The organism is Vibrio sp. 970, assembly GCF_033339075.1.
The window spans coordinates 12,285-27,360 of sequence record NZ_JAWOTW010000020.1 but is presented as its reverse complement, the minus strand read 5'-3'; the positions used below and the strand labels follow the sequence as shown (position 1 = coordinate 27,360).

The window sequence follows — 15,076 nt, the reverse complement described above, 5'->3', positions numbered from 1 at the left end:
ATTTTTAATTTGAGCCCAAAAGAGAAAACATGAAAAAAGCAAAGCAGCGTATACCGCTGCTTATTAGTTTGGCATTCCAATCGCCCTATCAAACCTCACGCTTTCGCCACAAGAATAACGGCACGAATAAACCCAATAACCAAAACCCTAGACTGCCACCTTCATCATCTGAGCCTTTGAAATCACAGTTATTGGTCGCAATGCCATCGTGACACTCTTTATTGTCACCACTTTCATTGTTAGCACTTTTGATAAAATTCGGCGCAATGATGTAACGACTTGGTGGCGCATCGGCAGTGATGTAAGACTGTACCCAGTCGTAATAGTGGCTCACCTTGGTGTAGAAACTTGGGATCGTCAAAGAGCCACACGTTGGTAGAATAAGGGGGCCGCCACTAACAATACCAATTTGTTTGCCGGTCGCCACATCGACCAACGGGCCACCACTGTCACCTTTACATGCAGAGTTGCCATATTGAGTATGGCTATCTGGCTCCAATACATGGTTTTGTGTTGGTAGCGTACAAATTTTGGTTTGGTTGTCTCTTGAATCAATGATCCCCGGAAAACTGCTGCCAATTTCTAAACGCTCATAACATTTGTCGATGGGTAAAAATGTGCTAATGGTGGTTTTGAGCGTATTAGAAGGTTCAGAAGCATCCGGCTGAGTAGCCCCCCATCCAAACACTTGCACATTTTCGACACGTTGATTGGTCAGGTAATTATCGTTCCAATCCGCCACCAAACGTGCTTCGATACTCTCCATGTCAACTTTACTCGCTAGGTCAGCAAAGTTCGCGTTTGCCACTGGGCGCGTGAGATACAGCAACGCGATGTCTGAATCTAAACCGGTTTGGATAGGTTTCACGTTGCCATTACTGTCGGTCTCAGCTTTTGAAATCCGAGTGTAATCCGGATGAACCACAACGTGAGACACCGGATAGAAGTTATCAAGCCCTGCAGAATTAAGTTCATACACATTCGCATTCACCGACAGCTCACCCGGCGGGGTCACATAGTAGGTTGCTTCATTGGTTCCTTGTCCCATCACCACACAGTGCGCCGCAGTCAGTACCCATTGCTCTGTCAGCATCGTTCCACCACACAGCGGAAACTCTGCCATATTACTTGCTCGCAAAGTAACACGGTCAACAGGATCGGTTTGTTCATCTCCTAACACAATCGCCTGTGTTGATGGCACACTGAATGCCGCCACTGCCAGCGCAATAAGTTTGTTACACGTTGTTCGTTTCATCTAGGTTGCTGTCTTCAATTTGGTAAGCCTGGACGTATCTTCTTCGAGAGAAGAATCTTGGAAAATCCAGCGAATAAAAATGTGCGATTCAATTCATTGGATTACCTTGGGAACACATTCAATATCAACTAAAAATGCCAACTGACTCGCACACAAACCGACTTATTCAAATTAATAAAAACACCAATAAAACACAGATTACGCAGCCCATCAGCATTGTGCTATTTAATTGATGAAAAACGAGTTAGCTCCCAGATATACAGAAAAATATTCTCTATATTTAAGAGAAGGACAATGCTGCTGGAGGTCTCTATGATCAAGGTTGAAGACATGATGACTCGTAATCCTCATACCTTACTGCGCACGCACACCTTGCGTGATGCAAAAAGCATGATGGATGCGCTTGATATTCGACACATTCCGGTTGTTGATGCCAATAACCACTTACAAGGCTTGGTGACTCAACGCGACATTCTTGCTGCTCAAGAATCGAGCTTGCACCCAGATGAGGCTGAACAATCTTTTACTTTAGACACACCGCTCTACGAAATGATGCACACCAATATCATGACGGCAGAGCCTATCGCGGGGCTCAAAGAGAGCGCTATCTATATGCAAAAGCATAAAGTTGGCTGTCTACCTGTTGTCACCAAAGGTCGATTGGTCGGCATCATTACTGACAGTGACTTTGTGACCATTGCGATTAACTTATTGGAACTGCAAGAAGAAGTGGAACCTGAAGAAATCGAGCAGGAAGAGTAGTACGCAAGCGTATTCTCTTTGTTGTAAGTTTCGTTTTTACACCGGTTAAACGAAAAAAGAGCGGCAGGGTTGCCGCTCAAAATGCCATTACTGACGCTGATTAAGGAAGTGTTTCTCTGCCAATTAGAATTGGTCTTCTTCGGTCGAACCTGTCAATGCTGTCACTGAAGAGTTACCACCTTGGATAGTATTGGTCATTCTATCGAAGTAACCTGTACCTACTTCTTGTTGGTGCGCAACAAACGTATAGCCTTTTTCAGCTGCTTGGAATTCAGGACGCTGAACTTTCTCAACATAATGACGCATACCTTCACCTTGAGCGTAAGCGTGCGCCAGTTCAAACATGTTGAACCACATGTTGTGAATGCCTGCTAGCGTGATGAATTGGTACTTGTAGCCCATGTCTGCCAACTCTTGTTGGAACTTAGCAATGGTTTCTGCATCTAGGTTCTTCTCCCAGTTGAAGGACGGCGAACAGTTGTACGCCAACAATTGATCTGGGTATTCAGCGTGAATTGCTTCTGCAAACTTACGTGCTTCTTCCAAACATGGCGTAGCCGTTTCACACCAAATCAAGTCTGCATATGGTGCGTAAGCCAGGCCGCGAGAAATCGCTTGGTCGATACCCGCGCGAACGCGGTAGAAACCTTCTTGAGTACGCTCACCTTCGATGAAGTCTTTATCATATGGGTCACAATCTGAAGTAATGAGATCCGCCGCATTCGCATCAGTACGAGCAATAACTAATGTTGTTGTACCCGCTACGTCAGCAGCCAAACGAGCTGCAACGAGCTTTTGTACCGCTTCTTGCGTAGGAACTAATACCTTACCACCCATATGGCCACACTTTTTCACCGATGCTAACTGGTCTTCAAAGTGAACGCCCGCGGCACCGGCTTCGATCATCGATTTCATTAGTTCGTAAGCGTTAAGCACACCACCAAAGCCCGCTTCAGCATCCGCTACGATAGGTAGGAAGTAATCAATACCACCTTCATCTTCAGGCGTCTTACCAGCAGCCCACTGAATTTGGTCTGCACGACGGAATGAGTTGTTGATACGCTTTACTACTGACGGTACAGAATCTACTGGGTAAAGAGATTGGTCTGGATACATCGTCGAAGCGGTGTTGTTATCCGCCGCTACCTGCCAGCCTGACAAGTAAATCGCTTCAATACCTGCTTTAGCTTGTTGAACCGCTTGACCACCCGTTAGCGCACCAAGACAGTTTACGTAACCTTTTTTCGCACTACCGTTGACCAGTGACCAAAGTTTGTCTGCACCACGTTGTGCAATTGTGTTTGCAGGCACCATAGAGCCACGCAGTTCCACCACTTCCTCGGCAGTGTAAGTACGCTTCACATTTTTCCAGCGTGGGTTAGTTGCCCAGTCTTTTTCCAGAGCTTCAATTTGTTGGCGGCGAGTTAAGTTAGTCATTGGTCTATCCCTCTTTATAATTTGCACTTTATGCGTGTGCGTTGAGTTTCCGTTCTCAGGCAGTACTTCCCTATCTGCCTTGAAAATCCTTCACGTTATTGGTGTTACAGTTATTCTTTATTAATCCAGGTAGTCATAACCAGGAACTGTCAAAAAGTTGGTCAGTTCATCGCTCGTCGTGAGCCTTGCCATTAAGTCTGCTGCTTCTTCAAATCGACCCGCATGGTAGCGCTGCTCGCCAATTTCTTGCTTCACGACTTCAATCTCCTCTTTGAGATAGAGCTCGAACAGCTCTTTAGTGACCTTTAATCCGTTGTCTAGCGACTTGCCGTGTTGAATCCATTGCCAGATAGAGGCGCGTGAGATTTCTGCCGTTGCTGCGTCTTCCATCAGTCCGTAAATCGGCACACAACCATTGCCAGAAATCCAAGCTTCGATGTATTGCAGCGCAACGCGAATATTGTGGCGCATTCCGCCTTCAGTGCGCTCGCCTTCACAAGGCTCAAGCAGTTCAGCTGCTGTAATAGGCGCATCCTCTGCACGGCTCACATCCAACTGGTTGGTGCGTTCACCCAGCACAGCACTAAAGACTTCCATAGCAGTGTCAGCCAAACCTGGATGAGCCACCCAAGTACCGTCGTGGCCGTTGTTAGCTTCTAACGATTTGTCAGTCTGGATCTTGTCTAATACTTTTTGATTCTCTTTCGGGTCTTTAGCTGGGATAAATGCGGCCATTCCTCCCATCGCGAAAGCACCTCGTTTATGGCAAGTACGTACCAATAATCGCGAGTAAGCGTTTAAGAATGGCTTGTCCATCGTTACCACTTGGCGATCTGGCAGTACTCGGTCTGAGTGTTTTTTCAATGTTTTGATGTAGCTAAAGATGTAATCCCAGCGACCACAGTTCAAACCAACGATGTGTTCTTTAAGCGAGAACAGAATCTCGTCCATTTCAAATACCGCTGGTAAGGTTTCAATCAGCACAGTCGCTTTGATGGTGCCTGTATCCAAACCGAAGTAGTCTTCCGTGAAATGGAACACTTCGCTCCACCACTTCGCTTCGTGATGCGATTGCAGTTTTGGAAGGTAGAAATAAGGGCCACTGCCTTTTTGAAGTAACGCTTTGTAGTTGTTATAGAAATACAGAGCGAAATCGAATAGCGCACCTGGAATGATCTGACCGTGCCACGTAACGTGTTTTTCTTTTAAATGAAGGCCGCGAACACGGCAGATCAACACCGCTGGGTCATCTTCCAGCTGATAATGTTTGCCATTGCCAGGATTGGTGTAACTGATGGTGCCATTAACAGCATCGCGCAAGCTAATTTGACCATCCAGCACTTTACTCCATGCAGGAGACATTGAATCTTCGAAGTCTGCCATGAACACTTTTACATTCGCATTCAGTGCGTTAATCACCATCTTGCGGTCAGTTGGTCCGGTAATCTCCACACGGCGATCTTGCAAATCTTGTGGGATTCCTAGGATCTTCCAACTTCCTTCACGGATGTCTTGTGTCTCTGGTAGAAAATCTGGTAGCTCACCAGCATCAATACGTGCTTGCTTCTCTTCTCTTGCTTCCAGCAACTGTTCAACACGTCCGGCAAATTTTTCACACAGTAGAGATAAAAAGGTTTGGGCTTCAACAGGGAAAATTGCTTGATGTTCTGGAGCAACGACTCCATTCACCTCAAGCATGCCTTGGGTTTGCTTTAGTTGTTGTGTTTTTTGTTCTGTCTGAGCAAGCATAATCATTCATCCTTAACGTGCTTTATCAATCTTGGGCAGTCAGCGTAAAGCTACATTTGTAAGTTATGAACAACAAATTACATCCTTTAACTTTGTGTTCAACTCGTCTAGCCATGTCGATAGATTGCGTAATGCTACGTGTATTTTCAATCTAGACATAAGTCGTATCGGCCTTTAAATAAGCTATATCAACAAGGGGTTTAGTGAAACCCCCAATATAAACAAAACAGAAAATTCAAAGTTTTATTCCGCAAGGTAAAAACCATCTATCAAGTACCTTATTTTGTAAGTTATTACGTAATAAAATTACATTAAATTTAAAGTCGTTTTATCATTTCAAACAAGCGTATGAATATAGACTGGTAAACAAACACCTTGTATTCACAAGGGCTGAAGAGATGGATTTAAACAGGGGTCAAACAAGGTATGCAGGGCTTTGTGTAAAATTAACATTGTGAAATTTCACTATTTTATGAAAGCTTCATCAAAGAAGAGCTGTAAAATTTTACAAGTCAAAGTTTACCAACAGAATAAAATACTAGAAAGCGCACTGTTTCCAGTGCGCTTTTAGATAAATAATGGAGAAGTAAGGGCTAATACTAATAGCTAAAGCAGCTCTGAACGACTTCTGCAAGTTGATTAAATGTTTTCGTTCTTGACGAGCTCGGACGCCAAACTAAGCCGATTTCGCGATAAGCTTGTTTACCTGGAGGATCGATCACGACTAAATTCTGGTTATGCAGCAAGCCATGGTCGATAGCCATTTGAGGAATGAACGTTGTTCCCAAACCATTCGCAACCATTTGCACCAGTGTATGAAGGCTGGTTGCCGTAAACGGATTGATTTTTTCTTTATCTGTTAATTTACACGCTGATACCGCATGTTCCGTTAAGCAATGTTCTTTCTCTAGTAGGAAGACGGATTCGTCAGGTAAATCCGCGTAACGAATCGGCACAGGGACCGATTGGGCTTGATTAGCGCTTATAACCATTCGAAACGGATCCTTACCCACTACTCGGCTTTCCATCCCATCAATTTCGACTGGTAACGCTAAAATAAGCACATCCAGCTCACCATGTCTGAGCGCTTGAAGTAAGTTTGTCGTCGTGTCTTCTCTTAATAAAAGATTCAGTTGTGGAAAACGGTAGTTCACCTCTTGTACCAAATCACACAGTAAAAACGGAGCAATTGTTGGTATACATCCTACTTTTAGCTGGCCTTGCATATCGTCGCCTTGGCACATACGTCCAAGCTCGACCAAATCTTGCCCTTTTGCTAACAGCTCTCGCCCCTGCTTTACTACCATTTCTCCTGTTTGGGTAAAAACCAGTGGACTTTTCTTGTCTTTCTTTTCATATAATGGACAGCCAATCAATTCCTCTAAGTTTTGAATACCCTTACTTAAAGTCGACTGACTGACAAAACAACGCTCTGCAGCGTCACTAAAATGTCTTGTTTCATGCAGTGTGACTAAATAGTGTAACTGCTTCAAACTGGGCCATTTATTCATAATTGTATTTGTATCTACCGCCGTTCCAGTGATCGAGTTAAGAGTTTTGTTATTATCGTTTTTTTCGATTAACTCAATCTATTTATTTCGCTTTTTTCAATACTACAATCTGTACTATAGTTTGTCTCGTACAAACACGAACCAAACCGACACAACTGAATTCGGTTTGGAGCTAACCATACTTTTTAGGAGCAAAAAAATGGTACTAGTAGGTCGTCAAGCCCCTGATTTTACTGCAGCAGCTGTTCTAGGTAACGGTGAAATCGTTGAAAACTTCAACTTTGCAGAGTTCACTAAAGGTAAGAAAGCAGTAGTATTCTTCTACCCACTAGATTTCACTTTCGTTTGCCCATCTGAGCTAATCGCATTCGACAACCGTCTAGCTGACTTCCAAGCTAAAGGTGTTGAAGTAATCGGTGTTTCTATCGATTCTCAGTTCTCTCACAACGCATGGCGTAACACTGCTATCGAAGATGGCGGTATCGGTCAAGTTAAGTACCCACTAGTTGCTGACGTTAAGCACGAAATCTGTAAAGCTTACGACGTTGAGCACCCAGAAGCAGGCGTTGCTTTCCGTGGTTCTTTCCTAATCGACGAAGAAGGCGTTGTACGTCACCAAGTAGTTAACGACCTACCACTAGGCCGTAACATCGACGAAATGCTACGCATGGTTGACGCTCTTAACTTCCACCAGAAGCACGGCGAAGTATGTCCTGCACAATGGGAAGAAGGTAAAGCAGGTATGGACGCATCTCCAAAAGGTGTTGCAGCGTTCCTATCTGAGCACGCAGCTGACCTAGGCAAAAAATAATAGACCTTCACCCTAGCTCAACGGGTGTGATGGTTGGATGTATATAAAGCAATAAGCTAATGCGGAAAACCGCAAACGCCAATCAGTCTAAGTAAAGTCCTATCAAAGCCCAGAGCCTCTGCTCTGGGCTTTCTTTTTCCTTCAGATAAACCGCCAAAATGAGGTAACGCTTTAGCGTAAACTTTACCTCTATTTATCATCCCCTCCATACAGATTCTGCTTACTTGCCCTGTTAATATCTTAGCCACAACACCTATTTGTAACGTTAGCAGGATGAATGAACATGGTTACTCACCTAGAAGTCTGTATCGATAATATTGAATCTCTGCACTACGCCATTGCTGGCGGCGCCACTCGGATTGAACTTTGCTCCTCTTTGGCTTTAGGCGGACTAACACCCAGTTATGGTTTTATGCAGCAAGCGGCTAAGCTTTCGAGTGTTCCAGTTTATGCCATGATCCGCCCACGCCAAGGTGACTTCTTCTACAATGAAGAAGAGATCGAAATGATGCGTTGGGATATTGAAGCGGCTCACCAATCAGGCTTGAGCGGTGTCGTGTTCGGCGTGCTCACTCAAGACGGTGATATTCATATGCCTTACGCGGCTGCGCTGTGTGAATTTGCTCAAGCGCTTGGCTTAGGCGTGACCTTCCATCGTGCCTTTGACCAGTGTCGTGACGCTGAAAAAACTTTGGAAGAAGTGATCAGCTTAGGTTGTGAACGTATTTTAACCTCCGGTCTTGCGCCTTCAGCACCACAAGGGATCGATGTGCTTAGAGCTTTGGTTAAGCAAGCCCAAGGACGCATAGCAATCATGGCGGGGGCTGGCGTTAATGCGAGTAACGTACGTGCGTTAGTAGAAGACACTCAAGTTCCTGAAATCCATCTGTCAGGCAAAACCACACGCCCTAGCCAAATGACCTTTGTTGCTGAACAAAGCAAAATGGGCGCATCCGATGTCGATGATTTTTTAATCCCCATCACAAGTACACAAGCCATAACCAATGTCGTAGCAACTCTCAAATAGACCACCGTAACCTCACGCGCATAGCTTTTGAGTGCTAACATATTGTTTATCAAGGAGTGAGGAAAGGTGTATGTCTAAATTGAAGAAAAAGGAATACGAAAAGGAGCTCAAAAACCTTCAAGTTGAGCTCGTAAAACTTCAAGAGTGGGTCAAACACAAAGGGTTAAAAGTGGTGGTTCTGTTTGAAGGCCGTGATGCTGCGGGCAAAGGCGGAGTGATAAAGCGAATTACAGAAAAGCTAAACCCGCGTGTTTGTCGCGTAGTGGCTCTGCCTGCACCGACCGAAAAAGAAAAAACGCAATGGTACTTCCAACGTTACGTCGCTCATTTACCATCTGCTGGTGAAATCGTTTTATTTGACCGAAGTTGGTATAACCGAGCAGGTGTCGAAAAAGTCATGGGGTTCTGTACTCCAGACGAATACGAGGAGTTTTTACGCTCTTGCCCTGAATTCGAGAGAATGTTGCAACGCTCTGGGATTATTCTGATTAAGTATTGGTTTTCGGTTTCAGACGAAGAGCAGGAAAAACGTTTTCTAGGTCGAATTAATACGCCGATCAAACGTTGGAAATTCAGCCCCATGGATTTGGAGTCACGTCATCGCTGGGCGGAGTATTCGGAAGCAAAAGATAAGATGTTTGCCTATACAGACACGAAAAGCTGCCCTTGGTGGGTCGTCCCTTCTGATGACAAAAAGAAAGCGCGCTTGAACTGTATCAGTCATTTACTAAGCCAGATTGATTACAAAGCACTTGAGTACTCACCCATCGAATTACCTGAACTCAATAAAGAAGGTTACGTCAGAGCGCCCATTGATGATCAGACCTTCGTTCCTGATAAATATTGACGTGCTTTCCTTCTCTCTAATAAATAGACCAGCCTAAAAGCTGGTCTATTTATTGAAGTCAGTTACTTCAGTACGTCATCAATACTTTGATCACCTAGATGGCGTACATCTTTCCCTTTCACGAAGTAAATAATGTATTCACAGATGTTCTGGCAGCGGTCCCCCACGCGTTCAATCGCGCGCGCCGACCACATCACTTGCAGAATATTAGGGATATTTTTTGGATCTTCCATCATGTAAGTCATCAACTGACGAATCACCGCTTCATACTCGGCGTCTAGTTTGTCATCTTGTTTATGCACCTCTGCTGCCGCTTCTACATCCATGCGGGCAAACGCATCTAAAACCTGATGCAGCATATTAATTGCCTGACGGCAGAGAGGCTCTAACGACACTTGGAATTGTCGTTCTTTTGATGATGGGCTTTCAATGGCAACGTAAGCAATGCGTGTCGCCACATCACCGATGCGTTCTAAATCCGTGATCGTTTTGATGATAGCCATGATTAAGCGCAAGTCTTTTGCCGTTGGCTGACGCTTAGCAATAATGCGTGTACAGGCGTCATCGATCGAGACTTCCATCGCATTCACTTTATGATCGTCACGCACAACCTTACGCGCCAGTTCGATGTCTTCTTTATGCAAGGCTTGAATAGCATACGAAAGCTGCTGCTCTACCAAGCCTCCCATGGTTAATACATGAGTACGAATCGATTCTAGCTCTACGTTAAATTGTCCTGAAATATGACGTCCAAAGTGCATGATGTTCCTTATTCCGTATAGAGTCGCGACTTAACCGTAGCGACCCGTAATGTAATCTTCGGTCTGTTTCTTCATTGGCGAAGTGAAGATCGAATCCGCGTCAGAGTATTCAATTAACTTACCCATATGAATGAATGCAGTATGATCGCTCACTCTCGCCGCTTGTTGCATGTTATGGGTAACGATAACGACAGTATATTGAGTCTTCAGCTCATTGATAAGCTCTTCAATGGTTAAAGTTGAGATTGGATCCAACGCTGATGTTGGCTCGTCCAATAACAGGACTTCCGGCTCAATCGCCACCGCCCTCGCAATGACCAAGCGCTGTTGCTGACCACCAGATAAGCCAAATGCGTTCTCATGCAAGCGGTCTTTTACCTCATCCCACAACGCCGCCGAGCGCAAGGATCGCTCCACTGCGTCATCTAAACTGCGGCTGTTTTTTACACCTTGTAAGCGTAAGCCATAAACTACGTTTTCATAAATAGACTTAGGAAATGGATTGGGTCTTTGAAACACCATCCCCACTCGGCGTCGAAGTGTCGCAACATCGACATTAGGATGATAAACATTCTTGCCGTGGAGACGCACTTTACCTGTGACTCGACACCCTTCCACTAAGTCGTTCATGCGATTGATGCAACGTAATAACGTCGACTTTCCACACCCTGAAGGACCGATAAAAGCGGTGACTCGCCCTTTGGGAATTCGCATCGAAATATCATGCAGCGCCTGAGTTTGACCATAGAACAGATTAAGGTTCTCGATTGAGATGGCTGTTTGTTCATCCGTTAAATTATGAACATCCAATGGTGGCTCATAACCTAATGTACTATCAAAATTAAACATACTTAATCTTGTCCTAACGTTCTGTATTTTTCTCGTAAATTATTGCGAATACTGATTGCTGTTAAGTTTAGCCCGACAATCACTGTTACGAGTAAGAAAGAGGTGGCATAAACTAATGGTCGCGCCGCTTCGATGTTGGAGGTTTGAAAGCCAACATCGTAAATGTGAAAACCTAAATGCATGAACTTTCTATCCAAATGCACATAAGGGAATTGTCCGTCAACCGGTAAACTGGATGCCAATTTCACGACCCCCACCAGCATCAGTGGTGCTACTTCGCCAGCTGCACGAGCAATCGCAAGGATCAAACCTGTGATAATAGCTGGCGTCGCCATAGGCAAAACCACGCGCCATAGCGTTTCGAACTGAGTTGCACCAAGTGCCAGAGAGCCATGTCGTACGGAGCTCGGAATTCGAGTTAAACCTTCTTCTGTCGTCACAATCACAACTGGAAGCGTCAGCACGGCAAGAGTTAGTGCTGACCATAACAAACCCGGCGTACCAAAGGTTGGTGCCGGTAGCTTCTCCGCATAGAATACGTTGTCGATAGAGGCACCAATCGTATAAACGAAGAAACCTAAACCAAACACGCCATAAACAATCGATGGAACACCCGCTAGGTTTATAACCGCAATACGAATAACTCTGGTTAGAGCGTTATTCTTAGCATATTCATGTAGATAGATAGCGGCGATCACCCCGAGTGGCATCACAATGATCGACATGATGAGTACTAAGAAAACCGTACCAAATATCGCAGGGAACACGCCTCCTTCGGAGTTAGACTCTCTTGGATCTTCAGATAAAAACTTCCAAACCTGTTTTCCCCAATGCATGACTTTATCAGGCAGTGACATTTGGTTTGGATACCAGTAGTCCAAAATGTCTTCGAGCGGAATCGATACTTGTGACCCCGTCATATCCTCGACAATCAAGGCATAGTCAGAGAGCTGAAGTCGTAAACCATCAAGTTGCAAATCTAACGTCGCAAGCGCTTTTTCTATCTGCTCTTTTTTCGTCAGGTTTTCGTTTAAGAAGCTTTCTGTCAGCGTGTCATTCAATTCATGCTTGCGCTTTTCTAATCGCAACTGCTCTAGCTTCCAACCAAGCTCTTTAAGCTGATCGACCACCAAAGAATCAATCTCATGGCGCAGAGTTTCTGCATCATCAAGCTTTTTATTTAGTACCGATTGAATATCACTGGTGTATATATTATCACCATCTTGAAACGCCACCAGCTTACCAAAGAAATAACCACCGCTACTGCGCTCTATCACCGCCCACTCTTTTGGCATCGTGGGCTCATCCAACTGCATTTGCAATACGGAGATAAAATCGGCGGGATACAACTCTCGGTTAGCGATTTTGATGTTGAGTCGCGTGGCAAAATCTTCATCCTCTTCTAACTGTTGTGCTGCGCTTTCAGGCAAATAACTCTTCGGTACAAAGCTGCGCTCATACACTTGACCAATCAGAATAGTATTTTCATGTAGCACTTCGCCTTGTACAGGAGTCAGCGCTGCAACATTCCACTGATACAAAGGCGCTGGCCAAAAGTAAGTCAGGCCTTTCCAGCCGATAAGGAGTAACAACCCTAATACCGACAACAAACTGATGCTGACTGCACCGCCTGTTAGCCATATCCACGGTGCGCCAGAACGAATCCAATTTAACACGTTATTACTCGCTCTTTATTCAAACCATTATTACAACGCACGGTACTTATCTCTCAGTCTCTGACGAACCCACTCCGCAAGCGCGTTTACTGCAAACGTAAACACAAATAAAATCAATGCAGCTAGGAACAGCAGGCGATAATGCGAACTTCCAACTTCCGACTCTGGCAACTCAACGGCGATGGTCGCCGACAGGCTGCGCAATCCTTCCAAAATATTCCAATCCATTAATGGCGTATTGCCCGTTGCCATTAATACAATCATGGTTTCGCCAACAGCGCGTCCCAGGCCCATCATAATGGCAGAAAAAATACCTGGGCTTGCAGTAAGCAAGACAACATAGATTAAAGTTTGCCAAGGCGTGGCCCCTAATGCCAAAGAGCCATCCGATAAATGCTTCGGTACAGAGAAAATGGCATCTTCGGCAATGGTAAAAATCGTCGGGATAACAGCAAACCCCATCGCTAACCCCACCACCAATGCATTGCGTTGATCGTAACCAATACCATGCTCGGTTAAGAATAAGCGCATATCGCCACCAAAGAACGTCTGCTCAATCGTAGGCGAAATCCACACTCCAAGCCCAATCAGTACCAATATGACAGGCATGAGCACTAAAGCATGCCAACCATTAGGCAGACGATTCCGCAAAGGTTGCGGTATTAATGCCCATAGCCCGCCCATAATCATGGTGCTCAAGGGCAAAACAAACAGCATAACGACGATCGTAATCAAATGATCTTCGACAATAGGCGCGAACCACAATCCCGCGAGGAAACCTATGATCACCGTCGGCAGTGCTTCCATTAGCTCAATCGACGGTTTTACTACACGACGCATGCGTGGCGACATAAAGTAAGCCGTATAAATAGCACCTAGCACTGCGAGCGGTACTGAAAACAGCATCGCAAACATCGCCGCTTTTATCGTTCCAAACGCAATAGGTACTAGGCTGAACTTAGCCTCAAAGTTATCGCTCGCCGAAGTCGATTGCCACACAAATTCAGGCTCAGGATACCCTTCGTACCACACTTCTTGCCATAATGAAGACAATGAAACTTCCGGATAGGCATTGTCCACTTCCGCAACATTTAACGCATTATTTTGCCAAGTGATTAAGTAGCGTTCATTGTTAGACATTGCTGCGATTGCGGGCGCTTGATGGTACGCACGCTTAAACAACACCAGTTTTTCACTGGTTGTATAATGGCTTTGCAACGTGCCGTTGGTGTAAAAGCTATAAAATCCTTTTCGATGAGAATCCGGCAACAAATACTTAAGCTCTGATGCCAATTTAAAATCACGAATATGCGTTAACGTGCGTTTTTCTTCTTGCAGCGTATCAAACCATTGCGACACCCGACCATCGTTGTGCGTCACCAAAAGCGAGTAAGCACCAGCCAATAAGTCTATCGTACGAACGGAATGCTTCTTATCACCTTGAGTGAGATCGACCACCTCTCGCACAGCAAATTTACGTGCGGTTTTCTTTAACACGATCAACTCAGAGCCATCGCGCAAATAAAGCGTTTCACCGTCAGGTGTCAACAACATTTGCTGAGGCGTATTAAAGCCTGAAGAGAACGTAAAATCGATCGTTGTAGGAGACGTACCCAAAGACGAAGCCACTTGCCAGCGAGCTTTCACTTCACCACTTTGCGTCTGCCAAACAACCGTTGGTAAGGGCGTCGAAGCTGCAAATACAAACTGAGTCACAGGATCTTGAGGCGTACTTAGTGTCAGATCCATGCTGGTGTCTAGCTCAATCACTTCCGGAGGACGTGTATTTTCTCTCAATGTAGCATTAAATTCTGGCTTGAAAAGGTTCGCTTTACCCTGCCCATCAACAAATCCATACCAACCTAGCCCAGGAGCAGATTGAGAGAAAGCAACGGGTTTCTGGGCGATTTGCTGTGTATACACCGCAGGTTTCGTAGGATCGTCCATCGACAAATATTGAATCTCACCACTTTGGGTTAGAACGAACGCGAGCTGAGCGTAATCATCCACTGAAATCGCAAGTGGTGTTTCAATATGAGTGGCTCGAATGGCTTGGTTGGTTTTGATCTCCGCATCAGAAAAAAGCGGAATGATCACCATGGCGAGGTAGACAAAGATCAAAATAAGCGCCGCGAGTACGCCGACACCACCAGATGTCACTGCAAGTCGAACTAAACGATCTTTTATCAGTCGTTTCTTATCTTTTTCCTGCAATGAAAACTCGGCTTGTGCCATTTAAATCTCTACCTTTTTTGACTTAGTACTAGAATATGTCGTTAAGATGACAATTATATTACAGATCACATTAAACACCTGAAAAGAATACAACTCTTATGCAATGCGTGGTATGAAATAAATCTGTAATGAAAATCTCATAATGTTCTCACTCAT

General features: G+C 44.9%; 11 protein-coding genes and 2 pseudogenes. 4 read left to right on the top strand and 9 right to left on the bottom strand.

Annotation, left to right across the window (positions count from 1 at the left end):
* Window positions 1–88: 88 nt before the first annotated feature.
* Entirely contained in the window at window positions 89–1,255 is a 1,167-nt protein-coding gene (locus R7Q11_RS21640) for a trypsin-like serine protease (RefSeq protein WP_053306540.1), read from the bottom strand.
* A 312-nt stretch (window positions 1,256–1,567) separates the two neighbouring features.
* Here R7Q11_RS21640 and R7Q11_RS21635 point away from each other — a divergent pair, with 312 nt between their 5' ends.
* Window positions 1,568–2,017, top strand: a complete 450-nt coding sequence (locus R7Q11_RS21635; protein WP_017820562.1) for a CBS domain-containing protein — start codon at window positions 1,568–1,570, stop codon at window positions 2,015–2,017.
* A gap of 123 nt (window positions 2,018–2,140) precedes the next feature.
* On the opposite strand, the gene aceA is transcribed toward R7Q11_RS21635, so the two are convergent.
* The 3 genes from aceA to R7Q11_RS21620 form a co-directional block, all read right to left on the bottom strand.
* Window positions 2,141–3,454 carry an isocitrate lyase gene (gene aceA, locus R7Q11_RS21630; protein ID WP_005381733.1) on the bottom strand — a complete coding sequence of 438 codons (1,314 nt, stop codon included), beginning with the start codon at window positions 3,452–3,454 and terminating at the stop codon, window positions 2,141–2,143.
* 120 nt (window positions 3,455–3,574) lie between these two features.
* Window positions 3,575–5,203 carry a malate synthase A gene (gene aceB / locus R7Q11_RS21625; RefSeq protein ID WP_225466715.1) on the bottom strand — a complete coding sequence of 543 codons (1,629 nt, stop codon included), beginning with the start codon at window positions 5,201–5,203 and terminating at the stop codon, window positions 3,575–3,577.
* 599 nt (window positions 5,204–5,802) lie between these two features.
* Window positions 5,803–6,714, bottom strand: a complete 912-nt coding sequence (locus tag R7Q11_RS21620) for a hydrogen peroxide-inducible genes activator (protein WP_225466714.1) — start codon at window positions 6,712–6,714, stop codon at window positions 5,803–5,805.
* Between the two features lie 199 nt (window positions 6,715–6,913).
* Between R7Q11_RS21620 and R7Q11_RS21615 the strand changes: the two genes are divergently transcribed.
* From R7Q11_RS21615 to ppk2, 3 genes are all read left to right on the top strand, one after another.
* A complete protein-coding gene (locus R7Q11_RS21615; RefSeq protein WP_005381738.1) occupies window positions 6,914–7,525 on the top strand; it encodes a peroxiredoxin C in 612 nt (203 codons plus the stop codon).
* 283 nt (window positions 7,526–7,808) lie between these two features.
* On the top strand, window positions 7,809–8,552 hold the full coding sequence (locus tag R7Q11_RS21610; protein ID WP_225466717.1) for a copper homeostasis protein CutC: 744 nt from the start codon (window positions 7,809–7,811) through the stop codon (window positions 8,550–8,552).
* Between the two features lie 70 nt (window positions 8,553–8,622).
* Window positions 8,623–9,399, top strand: coding sequence for a polyphosphate kinase 2 (ppk2, locus tag R7Q11_RS21605; protein ID WP_047102160.1), 777 nt, complete (start codon window positions 8,623–8,625; stop codon window positions 9,397–9,399).
* Window positions 9,400–9,461: 62 nt separating this feature from the next.
* Here the strand turns inward: ppk2 and phoU are convergent, their stop codons facing one another.
* The 5 genes and pseudogenes from phoU to R7Q11_RS21585 all read right to left on the bottom strand — a co-directional run bounded on the left by phoU (window position 9,462) and on the right by R7Q11_RS21585 (window position 14,920).
* On the bottom strand, window positions 9,462–10,160 hold the full coding sequence (phoU, locus tag R7Q11_RS21600; RefSeq protein WP_005381744.1) for a phosphate signaling complex protein PhoU: 699 nt from the start codon (window positions 10,158–10,160) through the stop codon (window positions 9,462–9,464).
* Between the two features lie 30 nt (window positions 10,161–10,190).
* A complete protein-coding gene (pstB, locus tag R7Q11_RS21595; RefSeq protein WP_005381745.1) occupies window positions 10,191–11,009 on the bottom strand; it encodes a phosphate ABC transporter ATP-binding protein PstB in 819 nt (272 codons plus the stop codon).
* A 2-nt stretch (window positions 11,010–11,011) separates the two neighbouring features.
* Window positions 11,012–12,388 (bottom strand): annotated as a pseudogene (pstA, locus tag R7Q11_RS21590) (phosphate ABC transporter permease PstA); the annotation flags it as partial.
* A 65-nt stretch (window positions 12,389–12,453) separates the two neighbouring features.
* Window positions 12,454–12,685: pseudogene (locus tag R7Q11_RS29855) on the bottom strand (phosphate ABC transporter, permease protein PstA); the annotation flags it as partial.
* A 30-nt stretch (window positions 12,686–12,715) separates the two neighbouring features.
* A complete protein-coding gene (locus R7Q11_RS21585; RefSeq protein ID WP_225466713.1) occupies window positions 12,716–14,920 on the bottom strand; it encodes an ABC transporter permease subunit in 2,205 nt (734 codons plus the stop codon).
* Between the last annotated feature and the right edge of the window lie 156 nt (window positions 14,921–15,076).

What these genes read in the sequence shown, in the direction of transcription:
- phoU (WP_005381744.1), bottom strand. Translation starts at nt 10,160, where the DNA reads ATGCACTTTGGACGTCATATTTCAGGACAATTTAACGTAGAGCTAGAA.
- R7Q11_RS21620 (WP_225466714.1), bottom strand. Translation starts at nt 6,714, where the DNA reads ATGAATAAATGGCCCAGTTTGAAGCAGTTACACTATTTAGTCACACTG.
- pstB (WP_005381745.1), bottom strand. Translation starts at nt 11,009, where the DNA reads ATGTTTAATTTTGATAGTACATTAGGTTATGAGCCACCATTGGATGTT.
- R7Q11_RS21615 (WP_005381738.1), top strand. Translation starts at nt 6,914, where the DNA reads ATGGTACTAGTAGGTCGTCAAGCCCCTGATTTTACTGCAGCAGCTGTT.
- aceB (WP_225466715.1), bottom strand. Translation starts at nt 5,203, where the DNA reads ATGCTTGCTCAGACAGAACAAAAAACACAACAACTAAAGCAAACCCAA.
- R7Q11_RS21640 (WP_053306540.1), bottom strand. Translation starts at nt 1,255, where the DNA reads ATGAAACGAACAACGTGTAACAAACTTATTGCGCTGGCAGTGGCGGCA.
- aceA (WP_005381733.1), bottom strand. Translation starts at nt 3,454, where the DNA reads ATGACTAACTTAACTCGCCGCCAACAAATTGAAGCTCTGGAAAAAGAC.
- ppk2 (WP_047102160.1), top strand. Translation starts at nt 8,623, where the DNA reads ATGTCTAAATTGAAGAAAAAGGAATACGAAAAGGAGCTCAAAAACCTT.
- R7Q11_RS21585 (WP_225466713.1), bottom strand. Translation starts at nt 14,920, where the DNA reads ATGGCACAAGCCGAGTTTTCATTGCAGGAAAAAGATAAGAAACGACTG.
- R7Q11_RS21635 (WP_017820562.1), top strand. Translation starts at nt 1,568, where the DNA reads ATGATCAAGGTTGAAGACATGATGACTCGTAATCCTCATACCTTACTG.
- R7Q11_RS21610 (WP_225466717.1), top strand. Translation starts at nt 7,809, where the DNA reads ATGGTTACTCACCTAGAAGTCTGTATCGATAATATTGAATCTCTGCAC.